This is a genomic window from Nocardia sp. NPDC127606 (assembly GCF_042671725.1).
Classification (GTDB): Bacteria; Actinomycetota; Actinomycetes; order Mycobacteriales; family Mycobacteriaceae; genus Nocardia.
The window spans coordinates 208,356-221,267 of record NZ_JBHXWQ010000005.1 but is presented as its reverse complement, the minus strand read 5'-3'; the positions used below and the strand labels follow the sequence as shown (position 1 = coordinate 221,267).

General features: G+C 69.3%; 12 protein-coding genes. 4 read left to right on the top strand and 8 right to left on the bottom strand.

Features of this window, described 5'->3' with window-relative positions:
- The first annotated feature begins 420 nt into the window (after positions 1-420).
- Positions 421-1,563 carry a lipase family protein gene (locus ACFVJ5_RS23330; protein WP_379223036.1) on the top strand — a complete coding sequence of 381 codons (1,143 nt, stop codon included), beginning with the start codon at positions 421-423 and terminating at the stop codon, positions 1,561-1,563.
- A 77-nt stretch (positions 1,564-1,640) separates the two neighbouring features.
- Positions 1,641-1,931 (top strand): hypothetical protein, encoded by a 291-nt coding sequence (locus tag ACFVJ5_RS23325; RefSeq protein ID WP_379223034.1) that lies wholly within the window; start codon positions 1,641-1,643, stop codon positions 1,929-1,931.
- Positions 1,932-1,970: 39 nt separating this feature from the next.
- On the opposite strand, the gene puuE is transcribed toward ACFVJ5_RS23325, so the two are convergent.
- Positions 1,971-2,885, bottom strand: a complete 915-nt coding sequence (gene puuE / locus ACFVJ5_RS23320) for an allantoinase PuuE (RefSeq protein WP_379223032.1) — start codon at positions 2,883-2,885, stop codon at positions 1,971-1,973.
- A complete protein-coding gene (gene alc / locus ACFVJ5_RS23315) occupies positions 2,882-3,826 on the bottom strand; it encodes an allantoicase (RefSeq protein WP_379223392.1) in 945 nt (314 codons plus the stop codon). The genes puuE and alc overlap by 4 nt, the downstream gene beginning before the upstream one ends.
- On the opposite strand from alc, the gene ACFVJ5_RS23310 reads away from it, so the two are divergent.
- The gene (locus ACFVJ5_RS23310; protein ID WP_379223391.1) at positions 3,738-4,007 is read left to right on the top strand and encodes a hypothetical protein; all 270 of its coding nucleotides are present in this window, start codon (positions 3,738-3,740) and stop codon (positions 4,005-4,007) included. The two genes, alc and ACFVJ5_RS23310, sit on opposite strands and share 89 nt — an antisense overlap.
- Here the strand turns inward: ACFVJ5_RS23310 and ACFVJ5_RS23305 are convergent.
- The 3 genes from ACFVJ5_RS23305 to ACFVJ5_RS23295 are packed head-to-tail and all read right to left on the bottom strand — an operon-like array spanning position 3,919 to position 9,112.
- Positions 3,919-5,142, bottom strand: a complete 1,224-nt coding sequence (locus ACFVJ5_RS23305; RefSeq protein ID WP_379223030.1) for a DUF6986 family protein — start codon at positions 5,140-5,142, stop codon at positions 3,919-3,921. The genes ACFVJ5_RS23310 and ACFVJ5_RS23305 overlap by 89 nt on opposite strands.
- On the bottom strand, positions 5,139-8,168 hold the full coding sequence (locus tag ACFVJ5_RS23300; protein WP_379223028.1) for a molybdopterin cofactor-binding domain-containing protein: 3,030 nt from the start codon (positions 8,166-8,168) through the stop codon (positions 5,139-5,141). The genes ACFVJ5_RS23305 and ACFVJ5_RS23300 overlap by 4 nt, the downstream gene beginning before the upstream one ends.
- Positions 8,165-9,112 (bottom strand): NADP-dependent oxidoreductase, encoded by a 948-nt coding sequence (locus ACFVJ5_RS23295; protein WP_379223026.1) that lies wholly within the window; start codon positions 9,110-9,112, stop codon positions 8,165-8,167. Before ACFVJ5_RS23295 ends, ACFVJ5_RS23300 begins: the two co-directional genes overlap by 4 nt.
- 101 nt (positions 9,113-9,213) lie before the next feature.
- On the opposite strand from ACFVJ5_RS23295, the gene ACFVJ5_RS23290 reads away from it, so the two are divergent.
- Positions 9,214-9,612, top strand: coding sequence for a winged helix-turn-helix transcriptional regulator (locus ACFVJ5_RS23290; protein ID WP_379223024.1), 399 nt, complete (start codon positions 9,214-9,216; stop codon positions 9,610-9,612).
- Positions 9,613-9,614: 2 nt separating this feature from the next.
- Here the strand turns inward: ACFVJ5_RS23290 and ACFVJ5_RS23285 are convergent, their stop codons facing one another.
- The 3 genes from ACFVJ5_RS23285 to pucL all read right to left on the bottom strand — a co-directional run bounded on the left by ACFVJ5_RS23285 (position 9,615) and on the right by pucL (position 12,911).
- A complete protein-coding gene (locus ACFVJ5_RS23285) occupies positions 9,615-10,460 on the bottom strand; it encodes an FAD binding domain-containing protein (protein ID WP_379223389.1) in 846 nt (281 codons plus the stop codon).
- Between the two features lie 187 nt (positions 10,461-10,647).
- On the bottom strand, positions 10,648-12,009 hold the full coding sequence (locus tag ACFVJ5_RS23280) for an 8-oxoguanine deaminase (RefSeq protein WP_379223022.1): 1,362 nt from the start codon (positions 12,007-12,009) through the stop codon (positions 10,648-10,650).
- Positions 12,006-12,911 (bottom strand): factor-independent urate hydroxylase, encoded by a 906-nt coding sequence (gene pucL / locus ACFVJ5_RS23275; RefSeq protein ID WP_379223020.1) that lies wholly within the window; start codon positions 12,909-12,911, stop codon positions 12,006-12,008. Before pucL ends, ACFVJ5_RS23280 begins: the two co-directional genes overlap by 4 nt.
- Position 12,912 lies beyond the last annotated feature (1 nt).

Sequence of the window (12,912 nt, the reverse complement as noted above, 5' to 3'; positions counted from 1 at the left end):
GGTTGCACATCTCGTACTGCTGGAGCAATTTGCAGGCTTGCTAGGACTTACTAGGGCCCAAGGGGTGTACTTCCAAACAATGGCACACCCAGAAATGGCCGTCTACCTGTTGGTTGTGTGAATCTCAGCTAGTTTTGCCGACGCGTTTGCTAACTTTGCGAAATTAGCGGGCTAATTGCAAGGACTCCGCCTACCAGCGAGTAGGGCTGACCTGGAGTTTTAGCATAACGCTCGTACTGTTAGCGATCATCAGGTGGGCGCGCGCCGACACTCCCGAGCCTGGCAGTCTGTGAGTCGTTTCACACACCACGCCGGACACGAATGATGTGCGTGTCGTCACTCGATTCGGTCACGACGCGGGTAGTGATCCCCTCGCCTCCGGAAGTGGACACTCATCCACCGAGGCGAGAGAGTGGGCCCATGAGGATTCCGAGGATCGCGGCGGCATCGCTGACCGTGTTGGCGGCGGCACTGAGCCTGGCGCCGGTGGCGAGCGCGCAACCGACCGAGGCGGCAGGCACCGTCGTCGGCGTCGAGTCACTGTCGGCCGCGGCCACCCTGCCCGGATCGGCCCGCGCCGAACGCCTGCTCTACCGCTCGACCACCGCGGGCGACCAGCCGACCACCACCAGCGCGGCCGTGTACTTCCCCGCGGGCGAGGCTCCGCAGGGCGGCTGGCCGGTGATCGCGTGGGCGCACGGCACCGTCGGACTCGGCGACGACTGTGCCTACAGCGTGGCCGGGCCCGCCGCGGTCGAGCGGGACTGGGCCTACCTCGGCACCTGGTTGCAGCAGGGCTACGCGATCGTGGCCGCCGACTACGCGGGCCTCGGCGGACCCGGCGAACATCCCTACCTGAACGGCATCGCCGAAGCGCACAACGTGGTCGACGGGGTCAAGGCCGCGACCGAGCAGTACGCGTCGCTGTCGAACAAGTGGGCCGTGGTCGGCCAGTCCCAGGGCGGCGGCGCCGCGGTGTTCACCGCCCGCTACGCCACCGAATTCGGCGGTCCCGACCTGGACTACCGCGGCGCGGTCGGCACCGGCGTGCCCGCCTACATCGAGGACGTCATCGGGCTGATCGGCCCCGGCGTGCCCCCGATCGCCCTGAGCTCGCACCTCACCGCGTACGTCCTCTACATCCTCAGCGGCCTGCGCACCTCCTACCCCGACCTGGACATCGACGGCCTGCTCACCGACACCGGCCGCACCTGGCTCGCTCGCGCGCAAACCGGCTGCATCGGCCCCCTCGGCGACGAACTGGCTGCCGCGAAGCCCTCGGTCGGCAGCATGTTCGCCCGCCCGCTGTCGTCGATCCCCGACGTCCACGGCCTGCTCACGCGCTACATGGGCCTGCCCGAATCCAGCTTCGACCGCCCGCTCTTCCTCGGTCAGGGCCTTCGGGACACCGACGTGGTCACCCCCGAAACCCTCCGCTACGCCGCGGTCCTTCAGGTCAACCGCCAGCCCGTCACCTTCCGCACCTACCCCACCGACCACGACGGCACCGTCAACGCCTCCCTGGTCGACTCCCTCCCCTTCGTCAGCGCGTTGTTCGCCTGACGCCGAGCCCGACCGCGGCCCCGCGCTACGCCAAGTAGCGTGGGGCCGTTGCGGTTTCGATACGTAGAGTCGCAAGGGTGAGAATTATTCGATCCGCCGCCCTGGCCGCTTTCGTGCTGCTGCTCGCACCGGCTTTCGCGCACGCCGACCCGCCGCCGCCGATCTTCACCCCGGAAGAGCAGTGCGAGACCACTCGCACCCTGGTCGACAATGTCCGCGCCGCGAAACCGGATGCGACGCCGGAGGAGATCGCGGACGCGTTCGTCAACTACATGGACTCCATGGGCGCCTACAACCGCGTTCCGCAGGCCAAGGAATCCGATCGCCAGATCACGCTGAGCAATATCGAACGCTGCGGTTTGGCCTAGGCGCCGACGTCGACCCCCGTGCGGGGTCGACGTTTCGCATCAGTTGCCCAGGAGTCGGACGCCCGCCGGATGCACCTTGCGCCAGTGTTCGGCGATGTCGATGCGCCGGGTTATCCACACCCGGTCGTGGGATTGGACGTGGTCGAGGAAGCGTTCCAGGGCGGCGGTGCGGGCGGGACGGCCCGCGATACGGCAGTGCAGGCCCACGGAGAGCATTTTCGGGGTGTCCTCGGCCCCTTCGCGGTAGAGGACGTCGAAGGCGTCGCGCAGGTGGGCGTAGAACTCCTCGCCGTTGGCGAAGCCCGCCGGGGAGGCGAAGCGCATGTCGTTGGTGTCGAGGGTGTACGGAACCACCAGGTGGTTATGGCCGCGCACCTCGGTCCAGTAGGGCAGGTCGTCGGCGTAGGAGTCGGAGTCGTAGACGAAACCGCCCTGTTCGACGACCAATTCGCGGGTGTTCGGGGAGTCGCGGCCGGTGTACCAGCCCAGCGGTGCGGAGCCGGTGAGCTCGGTCAGGATGCGGATCGCCTCGGCCATATCGGCGCGTTCGATATCGCGATCGATCAGCTGATAGGACTTCCATTGCAGGCCGTGGCAGGCGATTTCGTGGCCGAGTTCGGAAAAGGCCGCCACGGCTTCGGGATTGCGTTGCATGGCGCGCGCCACCGCGAAGACGGTGAGCGGCAGGCCGCGCCGTTCGAAGGCGCGCAGCACCCGCCACAACCCGGCGCGCGAACCGTATTCGTAGAGCGATTCCATGCTCATGTGCCGGTTCGGGAACGCATCGGCGGGTGTCATCTCGGAGAGGAAGGTCTCCGAATGCGGCGAACCGTCGAGGACGTTGTTCTCCCCGCCCTCTTCATAATTCAGCACGAACTGCACGGCGATCTGCGCGTCGTCGGGCCATCGCGGGTCGGGCGGATTCGGCCCGTACCCGATGAAATCACGACTCATGCGGAGAGCTCCCCGTAGAGGCGTAGCCGCGCGAGCCCGCCGTCGGGGTAGATATCGAGGCGCACCTCCACGACCGAGGCGGCCGCGGGCTGTAGCGCGAACCGGTGGCGGGTATCGGGCAGCAGGTCGGTGCGTGGCAGGAGCTCGACTTCGGTTCCGTCACTGGTGAATCCGGTGAGCGAGGCCGCGCCGGGGCTGTTGCCGAGGAAGCAGGAGGTGTCGATCTCGGCCAGCCGGATCGCCCCTGGCCCGGCGAGTTGGATTCGTACCCAGTCGTTTCCATCGTCGCGGCGGCGGGCCGTCTCCCAACCGTCGCCCATTTCCCTGGCCAGGCCGGGGTAGAGCATCTGGTTGGGCGAGCTATAGAACCGGTTGGAGCAGTCGAGCACGAGGGCGCCGTTCTCCAACGCGGCGAGATCGAGTGGGCCGAGGCCGAGCAGCGCGGGATCGGGGCGACCTTCGCCGTGCACGCGCAGGCGGGCGACGCCGCCGTCCGGATGCATGGTGAGTTTCACATGGGTCCAGCGGTTCTCGTCGTCGACGGCGAACGGATTGCGGCTGTCGCCACCGACCTTGACGCGGTCGAGCAGGGTCACCCAGTCGGTGCGGGCGGCGATCTCCTCGGCGGGCGGATAGCCCTCGATCGCCAGCGCCGACAGCGACACCTCGGGCGGGAAGTTGCCCTTGAACCAGGCGGTGTCGACCACGACGCCACGGATCACGCCGGGTACGCCGAGGCGCACGACGGCCGAGTCGTCGCCGGGCTTGCCGCGGTGCCTACGGGTCTCCCAGCCGTCGTAGACCTGGCCCTTGTGGCCGAACGTCGCCGGCTGGTACTCCGACGGACCCGGGCTGACCAGGTTCTCCTTCTCCGCGAAGAATTCGTCGTTGGCCCAGATCACGGAACCGCCGAGGGTGCGGACGGCCAGATCCGGGAGCAGGGTGAAATCGTCGCTGCCGGTGAATCGGCTCACGGGTGCCTCCTGGGGTCGAGTGCCATATTATTGGTATACCGCTATTCGTGGCGGTCGTGTCACGTCGCGCGCACCCGTCGAGCGGCGAGATCGAGCAGAACCTCGCTGGTCAGGCCCGATGCATCGGCCAGCAGCTCGGCCTCGGTGAACGCACCGGCACGCAGGCCGCGCAGCACGGTGCTCGCCAAGGCCTCGGCGGTCGCCGGCTCGTCCATGACGCCCCCACCACGCCGGTCCAGGTAGGCGATCAGGCGCGGCACCGCCACCTCGGACGCGCCGCGGAAGAAGTCGTAGGTGGCGAGCCAGCGGGTGATCAGGTGGCCGGGGTGCATGTCCCAGCCCTGGTAGTAGCCACGACGCAGGGCCCGGTCGACCAGGCGGTGGTGGTTGGCCATGGCGCCTTCGGGATCGACGTCGGGGACGATCTGGGTCGAGCCGTCGCAGATCCACACCCCCGTCTGCGCGGCGGCGACCTGCATCACCGACTTGGCGTAGTCGGCGGCGGGATGATCGAGGGCCTGATCGGTGGCCGCGATGCCGCAGGCGGCGGTGTAGTCGTAGGTACCGAAATGCAGCGCGCTACAGCGGCCGTCGGCCAGGTGGATCATCTTGACGATGGGCACGGTGCCGTCGGGTGCGACGATCGCCTGCGGGCTCTCGATCTGGAGCTCGAAACGCAGCGACCGTTCGGGCAGGCCGTGGCCGCGCTCGAGTCCGGTGCACAGGTCGACGATCGCCGACACCTGTTCGGCCGCACGGATCTTCGGCACCGTGAACACGAATCCGGGCAGCGCGCCACCCGCCCCGTCGAGGACGAGTTCGAGGGTGCGCAACGCGCGCCGACGTTCGTTCGCGGCCAGCCCTTTCGTCCGAACACCGAACGAGACCGGTGCGCCGGGCTTGTCGGCCCACGCCGCCAGCGCCTCGCCCGCCGCCTTCGCGGCCGCGTCCTCTTCGTCATCGGCCCGGAATCCGTAGCCGTCCTCGAAGTCGATGCGCATGTCCTGCACCGGCCGGTCCGTGAGTTGGCGTCGGACGGCCGGGAGCGAACCGGTGACGTCGAGACCGACGAGGAAGTCGGCGTGGCGATGCAGCAGCTCCAGGGCGGCGGCACCCCACTCGGCGGGGGTCTGTGCGGTGGCCCGGTCGGCCGGAACGTAGGCGGTGTGCACGGGCTGCACCCGGTCACCCGCTCCTGGGTAGCGCACGCGTAGTTCGGCGTCGACGGAATCGAGCACCGAATCGATGCGGGCTCGAATATGTTCGGGCAGGCGAGTATTCACCCGGCGGTTCCTTCCTCGATGGCCCGCCACACACGGTCGGCGGTCATCGGTAATCGGTAAGGGCGGACACCGACGGCGTCGCGGATCGCGTTCGCCAGGGCGGGGGCCACCGGGTTGTAGGGGGACTCACTCATCGATTTGGCACCCAGCGGGCCCAATTCGTCACTGGTTTCGGCGAAATAGACCTCGGTGCGGGGCAGATCGGCGAACTGCGGAATGTGATAGTGGCGCAGCGTCCGCGTGGTCACCACGCCGGCTTCGGACCGCATGTCCTCGTAGAGCGCGGTCCCGAGCGCCTGGGCGACGCCGCCTTCCACCTGCCCACGCAGCTGCACCGGATTGAGCACCGTGCCCGCGTCGGCGACCTGGACCGACTGCAATATTCGCACCGCACCGGTCGCGGGCCGAACCGCCACGCGGAACGCGTGGACATTGAAGCTCACCGAGCGCGGGGTGCCCGCGTGGGTGCCGTGGGCGATGAGCTCCCCATCGGCGAGCAGTTGCGCCGCGGTGAGCAGCTCGTCGCCGCAGCGCACGCCGCCCGCTTCGAGCAGACAATCGCGTTCGGGGTGACCGCTCACCTTCGCCGCCCTGGCCAGCAGCATCGCGTGCAGTTCGAGCGCCGCCGCGTAGGAGGCTTTGCCCGCGACCATGGTGCCGGTGGAGCCGAACGCGCCGGTGTCGTGGCCGACCACGTCGGTGTCGGACTGGCGGATCACGATCCGCTCGGCGGCGGTGGCCAGTGCCGTCGCCGCGAGCTGGGCGTGGACGGTGGTGGTGCCGTTGCCGAATTCCGCGGTGCCGACGCCGATTTCGTATCGGCCGTCGGAGCGCAGGCTCGCCGTGGCATCGGCATGGTGCCCGCGCGGGGGCACGGTCGCGATCATCGCCACCGCCATCCCCTCACCTACCTGCCAATCCGGTCCGGGCGCGGCGACGCCGTTGCCGCGAAGCAGCGCCCGCTGGGCGGTGTCGAGGCACTGGTCGAGACCGTAGCTGCCGAAAGTCAGGTCGGACTCGTCGATTTCGGCGGCGGTGAACTGGTCGCCCGGGATCACCACGTTGCGACGCCGGAATTCGAACGGGTCGATGCCGAGTTCGCGGGCCAGTTCGTCGATCGCCGATTCGACGCCGAAGATCACCTGGCCGAGCCCGTAGCCGCGGAACGCGCCGGAGGGAACGTTGTTGGTGTACACCGCCTGTGCGTCGACCCGCTTGTTCGGGCAGCGGTAGACGGCCACCGATTCGCCGACGGAATGGAACATCACGCCCGCGCTGTGGTTGCCGTAGGCGCCCGCGTCGGCGAGCACGTCCACCGCGAGCGCGGTCAGGATGCCCGCGTCGTCGGCGGCCGCGGTGACCGCGACCCGCATCGGATGACGGCATGTGGCCGAGGTGAATTCGTCGGTGCGAGTGAATTCGTAGTGCACGGGATGCCCGGTACGCAGGACAGCCAAGGCGATCAGGTCCTCGGCCAGCATCTCCTGCTTCGCCCCGAAGCCGCCGCCGACGCGAGTCGCGAACACCCGCACGCGGTCCCGGTCCAGCCCGAACAGGTGGCAGAGTTCGTCGCGCACCAGGAACGGCACCTGTGTGCTCGAGCGGACGACGAGCCTGCCCGCGTCATCGAGCCAGCCGATCCCGCCGTGGGTTTCCAAGTGCACATGCTGCACGCGCGGCGAATTCCACACGCCGCTCACCACTTTCGCGGCCTGCTCGATACCCGCATCGACATCACCGACACCACCGTGGATCTCGGCGATCAGATTGCGTCGCGCGTCGGCGATCCGTGCCGAGTCCGGCTTGTCGGCGTGCAGCAACGGCGCGCCGTCGGCCAGCGCCGCCTCGGGCTCGAATACCGCGGGCAGCGCCTCGTACTCCACGTGCAGCGCCCGCACTCCCGCACGTGCGGCATCCAGCGTCTCCCCCACCACCGCGGCTACCCGCTGCCCCGCGAACCGGACCGTGCTGTCGAGCACGAAGGTGTCGTCCGGATCGTCCTCGCGCAGTTCGTGGCGAGCCGTGGAGAACGCGGTTCGCGGACCATCCACATGCGTCAACACCGCGTGCACACCCGGCACAGCCCGCGCCGCGGCCACGTCGATGGAGACGATCCGCGCATGCGCGTGCGGACTGGCCAGCACAGCCAGATGCCACGGAGCCACCGGCGGCATCTGCGCTCCGGCTCCCGGAACCACATCCATCGTGAAGGCCTCCCCACCCCGCACGATCCGCGCCCCCGCGGGCGCCCGCACCCCGTCCCCGATCTGCCCGGGCCGATACTTCCGCCGCATCACCCCACCGACGCGCGCCGCCGCTCCCAACACGGCGGACACCCCGACTTCCGGTCCCTCCTCGGCGGACACCGTGGTGACCTCGCCGGTCGGTCGCCCGCCCGTCACGTACGACTCGACACCCGGCCCCGCCGCGACGACCGACCCTGTCACGGACCGTGCGCCATCCGGCTTGGAAACACTCGCCGTGTCATCGAGAGGTCGCTGCTCCGCGAGTTCAGCCAGGCCCTCGGTCACCGACTCGACAGTTGTGCACAGTGCTGCACAGGGTGCGGCCAAGGCGTCGGCAATGGCGCGATATCCCGTGCAGCGGCACAGGTTTCCCTTCAGCAGCTCGGCGCTTTCGGCATCAGCGACGGCCTGAGCAGGCAAGTTGTCCACAGCTGTGTCGGGACGGGCAGCGGCCAGACCCGATGCTGTCACCACCATTCCGGCGGTGCAGAAACCACATTGGAAGGCGGCGTTCTCGACGAAGCTGCGCTGCACCGCGTTCGGGTCGTCGGCATCGCCGAGTCCCGCTGCCGTCGTCACCGTCCGGTCGGCGGCGCGGTGGGCCGGGATCAGGCAGGAGTGGACTGGTTCGCCGTCGAGCAGCACCGAGCAGGCTCCGCAGTCGCCGGAGTCGCAGCCCTTCTTGACCGCGAGCTCGCCGTGTTCGCGCAGCAGCGTGCGCAGGCACTGGCCTGGCCGCGCGGTCACTTCGACCGCGCGGCCGTCGATATCGAGCCTCATGAACCACCTCCGTGTTCCGTGGTCAGCACGATGCGGCCGCGCAGGCCGCCTCGGGCCAGTCGGGTGTGCGCGTCGGCGGCGTGCTCGAGCGGCAGGGTGTCGGCCACGCGCAGGGCGAGGTCGTAGCCGGCGAGCGTGGCGAGAGCGGCGCCGTCGGCGCTGATCCATGCGTGGTGAACGCGGATGCCGCGCAACGGAATCGGGTCGGCGCCGCCGACGACGGTGACGAAAGAGCCCCGGTTGCGCACCGCGGCAAGGGCTCCGGCGCTCAGGCCCGCCGTGTCCAGGACGGCATCCACACCACCGGGCACCAGCGCACGGACCGCCTCGGCCAGGTCTGGCGTCTCCCGCGGTAGCACCCACTTCGCACCGAGTCCGCGCACGAAGTCGGCGTCCTCGGCGCCGACCTGTGCGATCACCCTGAGCCCACGCCATCGCGCGGCGATCTCGACCGCGAAACCGCCGACCGCACCGGCCGCGCCGGTCACCAGCACACTGTCGCCTTCGGCGAGATCGAGCAGGTCGAGCGCCTGAAAAGCGGTGAGCCCGTTGAGCGGTAGCGTCGCGGCCTCCGCCGCAGAGCGGCCGACGGGAGCCGCTGCCACCGCCGACGCGTCGAGCACGAGGTAGTCCGCGTAGCTGCCCAGCGACCGGTCGAGCAGATCACGAAGCCCGATCACGGGCTGCCCCACCGCGAAACCGGTCACCCCGGCGCCGATCTCGTCGATCTCGCCCGCCACGTCCCAGCCGATCCCGGTCACCGGTCGCGGCGCCATCAGACCGGCTTCGACCAGCGCACCCGCCCTGGTCACCGCGTCGACCGGGTTCACCGCGGCGGCCGACACCCGGATCCGCACCTGACCTGGCCCCGGAGCGGGCACCGGCACCTCGACGAGTTCGAGGGCTTCCGGTCCGCCGAAGGTATGGACGACAACTGCGCGCATGCTGATTTCTCTCTTCCGTAGGTACTGACCGAACCTAGGGAGAGCTACTCTCTATCGGGAAGTACGCACTGTGAAGTGCGTACCGCACGCGAGGGAGAGCGATGGGCACGCGGACCGCCGCCGAGCGCCGCGCCGAAGCGGGCGCGGCCTACAACGCCTACGTGGCCGAATGCCCGGCGCGTCAGCTGCTGGACCGGATCGGCGACAAGTGGGTGAGTCTGGCGATCATCGCCCTGGCAGACGGTTCGCTGCGCTACAGCGAGCTGAACCAGCGGCTGGCGGGCGTGAGTCAGAAGATGCTCACCCAGACCCTGCGCAATCTCGAACGCGACGGCCTGGTCACCCGCACCGTGCTGCCCGAGGTGCCGGTTCGCGTCGAGTACCGGCTGACTCCGCTCGGCGAGGACTTGCTGCCGGTGATGCGCACGATCAAGGGCTGGGCCGAGCAGCACATGGATCGGGTGCTCGCCGCTCGCGCCGCCTACGATGCGACTCGCTGAACTCACGACGCCTCCCTGAGTTCGGCGGCCACCTCGGCGGCCAGCAGCCCGGTCACGTGCTCGCGCCAGTCCGGCGCACCGTGGGGATCGTCGAACCACACGTCGGCATCGATATCGGCCAGCGCGTCGTTCAGCTCGGATGACGAAGGGACGGAGTCGAAGTCGAGGACGATCGGGCGAACGGTCGCCGCGGTGATGGTGATCGCGCACCGGTCGTCGGTCCCCTGCCTGCCCATCACCACCGACCCGGAACGCCCGAGCGGAGCCAAGGCCACCTTGCGAAAGCTGGTGCGCGCCACCAGGCTCGAAGCGGGAACGAGGAACGAGCGCACGACAGCGCCCGATCCCAGCAGGTTCTCCCCCGGTCCGGTGACGAAGTCGCGCAGCGAGATTCGACGCTCGCCACCGCCACGCGGCCAGATCACCGCGGTCGCGTCCAAGGCGACGAGCGCGCCGAGCACCGCGCCGGCGGGCAGTGACAGACACACGTTCCCGCCGACCGTCGCCGTGCGCCAGATCTTGTGCGAGGCCAGCAGTGCCCGGCAGGACTGCGCGAACAAGGCCGTCCCCGGCCACTCCGGCCGCATGGTCGCCGTGCCGAGTTCCCGGCCGGGACGGGCGCCGGCGAACTCCGCCAGCGTGCAGGTCGCGGCGATCTCCAGCCCCGGTGCGGACTCGGTCAGCGGCGCCCAGCCGAGGGTGGTGATGTCGACGAGCGTGTCGAGATGATCGTGCGGTTCGGAGAACAGGTGAGTACCGCCCGCCAGCACCGCGCTTCCCGCTCCGACCTGCGCCAGATCGGCGCGTTCGCGGGCGAGAACAATCTCGGAAACAGTGTCCAGATCCACGTTCACCTCGCTAACCTCACCGGCCACAGTAGGGGCCGGGAGTTGCCACGATGTTGCACGAAACCCGCGCCAGATTGCGCCGCGGTTAACCCGGTGTACGCCATCCAGTGTGCGCCGATCCGGGCAAAACCGCAGATCAGCACGCCGAAGCGCGCGTTGCATCAGCACACGCCCCGGCCGGGCCGCATCACGCACCGGCGAGCAACGTCGCCTGCGCCCGGGCCACGTCGGCCCCGACCGATCCCTCGTCCACCGTCAGCACGACATCGTCGCGAACGACCTCGCGCCCGTTCACCAACAGCGCGGCCAGCGGCGGCGCCGATCCCAGAATCAGCGCGACAACGGGATCTTCGATGCCCGCGTGCGCGGCCGTATCCAGCCGCCACAGCGCCAGATCCGCCAGTTTGCCCGGCTCGATGGACCCGATCTCCTCGGCCCGCCCGAGTACCCGCGCACCACCCATGGTCGCCAGTTCCAGCGCCGTACGCACCGTCATCGCCCGTGGACCGCCGATCGCCCGCGCGTACAGCAGCGCGTTGCGCGGTTCCTCGATCATCGAACTCGACTCGTTGCTGGCCGCACCGTCGACCCCGAGGCCGACGGGGACACCGGCCGCCACCAGGTCGGCGGTCCGCGCGATCCCCGCGCCCAACCGGCCGTTGGAGGTCGGGCAGTGCGCGATCCCGGTCCCGGTGCGAGCCATCGCCGCGATCGCCGGGTCGTCGAGGTGCACGGCGTGGGCGTACCAGACGTCGTCGCCGAGCCAGCCCAGCCGCTCCATGTACTCGGCGGGCGTGCACCCGAACTTCTCCTGGCAGAAGTCCTGCTCGTCGAGGGTTTCGGCGAGGTGCGTGTGCAGCCGGACGCCCGCGGAACGGGCCAGCGCCGCGGACTCGCGCATGAGATCGGCGGTCACCGAGAACGGCGAGCAGGGGGCCAGCGCTACGCGCACCATCGCGTCGAAGGACGGGTCGTGCCAGTCCCCGATGGCCGCCGCACTCGCGGCGAGGATGTCGTCGATCGACTCGACCACGGTGTCCGGCGGCAGCCCGCCCTTGCTCTGGCCGAGGTCCATCGACCCGCGCGCCGGGTGGAAGCGCAGCCCCACCTCGGCCGCCGCGCCGATCTCGGCGGCGAGCAGGTCACCGCCGCCGCGCGGGAACACATAGTGGTGATCCGACGACGTCGTGCACCCGCTGCGCGCCAGCGAGACCAGCGCGCCGGTGGCCGCGGTCCGCACCGATTTCTCGTCGATCCGCGCCCACACCGGATACAGCGTGGTCAGCCACTCGAACAGCGTGTTGTCGGCGGCGAGCCCACGGGTGATCCATTGGTACAGGTGGTGATGGGTGTTGACCAGCCCGGGAGTGAGCACGCAGCCACGTCCGTCGATGCGCGCGACCTCCGGGCCGAACGCGGGCGGGTCCCCCGCACCGACGGCATCGATCTTGTTGCCGCGCACGGTGACCCAGCCGTCGCGATACTCGGTGCCCGCCGCGTCGACGGTCACCACCGCACAGCCGTGGATCAGCAGATCGGGCGCGCTCATGGCTGCCACGCGATCCCCGCATCGGGCGCGTCCGCGCGCGCCAGGGTGGCGTGGATCGAGCCGTACGGCCGGTCGGCCGCCCAGAAGACCTCGCCCTTGTTCTCGATGTCGAACCGCGCGAGGTCGTAGTCGAAGTGATGCTTGTTCGGCGCCGACAACCGGATCTCGGCCAGCATCGGAAAACGTTCCAGCGCGGCCGTTCCCATCGCGTACAGCGTCTGCTGCAAGGCCTTGGAGTACGTGGTCGCGAAGAGCTCCAGCAGTGTGGCGCGGATTCCGGCGTACACCTCGTCCCAGTCGAATCCGCCGGTCTCGACGAACCGCCACTGGACCACCAGCGAACTGGCGAGCACGCGATCGTGGGTCGGCGCGAGGGTCGTGTACTCGTCGGTGAGGAAGTCGGCGAATTCCGATCCGGTCGACTTGAGCAGCACCAGGTCCTTGATCCCGCCGATCACCCACCGCTGCTGCTCGGCGCCCTTGCCCGCCACGGTCACCGCGGCCGTCCGAACCTCGGGCCCTTGGCGCACCCAGGTGTGATCGTGTTCGGCACCGTCGACCGAAACCCGCTGCCAGCCGTAGGAGTCCACGTCGATGCGCGCACTCGACACCGGATCGACCGAGTCCACGAAATGCTTCCCCAACGCGATCGCGTAGTCCTCGATGGTGTCGAGGCCCGGCTTCTTCGAATACACGAAGGCCATGTGTTTCTGGGTGTCGGTGGGCAGGACATGACGCTGGTCACCATCGGTGTATGCCGCCTCGAAATCGCCGCGCAGGGCGGTCGAGACGTTCACGTCGCGAATCTCGTGGCGCGCGTTCTCTTTGTAGAAACGCACAACCCGATTCTCGGACTTGCCGTATCGATTGTCGGTCAACACGATCGGACCGGTCAGTGCCATC

Bases quoted from the DNA above. Each gene is read 5' to 3' on its own strand.
- ACFVJ5_RS23330 (WP_379223036.1), top strand. From the start codon at position 421: ATGAGGATTCCGAGGATCGCGGCGGCATCGCTGACCGTGTTGGCGGCG.
- puuE (WP_379223032.1), bottom strand. From the start codon at position 2,885: ATGAGTCGTGATTTCATCGGGTACGGGCCGAATCCGCCCGACCCGCGA.
- ACFVJ5_RS23300 (WP_379223028.1), bottom strand. From the start codon at position 8,168: ATGAGGCTCGATATCGACGGCCGCGCGGTCGAAGTGACCGCGCGGCCA.
- ACFVJ5_RS23295 (WP_379223026.1), bottom strand. From the start codon at position 9,112: ATGCGCGCAGTTGTCGTCCATACCTTCGGCGGACCGGAAGCCCTCGAA.
- ACFVJ5_RS23290 (WP_379223024.1), top strand. From the start codon at position 9,214: ATGGGCACGCGGACCGCCGCCGAGCGCCGCGCCGAAGCGGGCGCGGCC.
- ACFVJ5_RS23280 (WP_379223022.1), bottom strand. From the start codon at position 12,009: ATGAGCGCGCCCGATCTGCTGATCCACGGCTGTGCGGTGGTGACCGTC.
- pucL (WP_379223020.1), bottom strand. From the start codon at position 12,911: ATGGCACTGACCGGTCCGATCGTGTTGACCGACAATCGATACGGCAAG.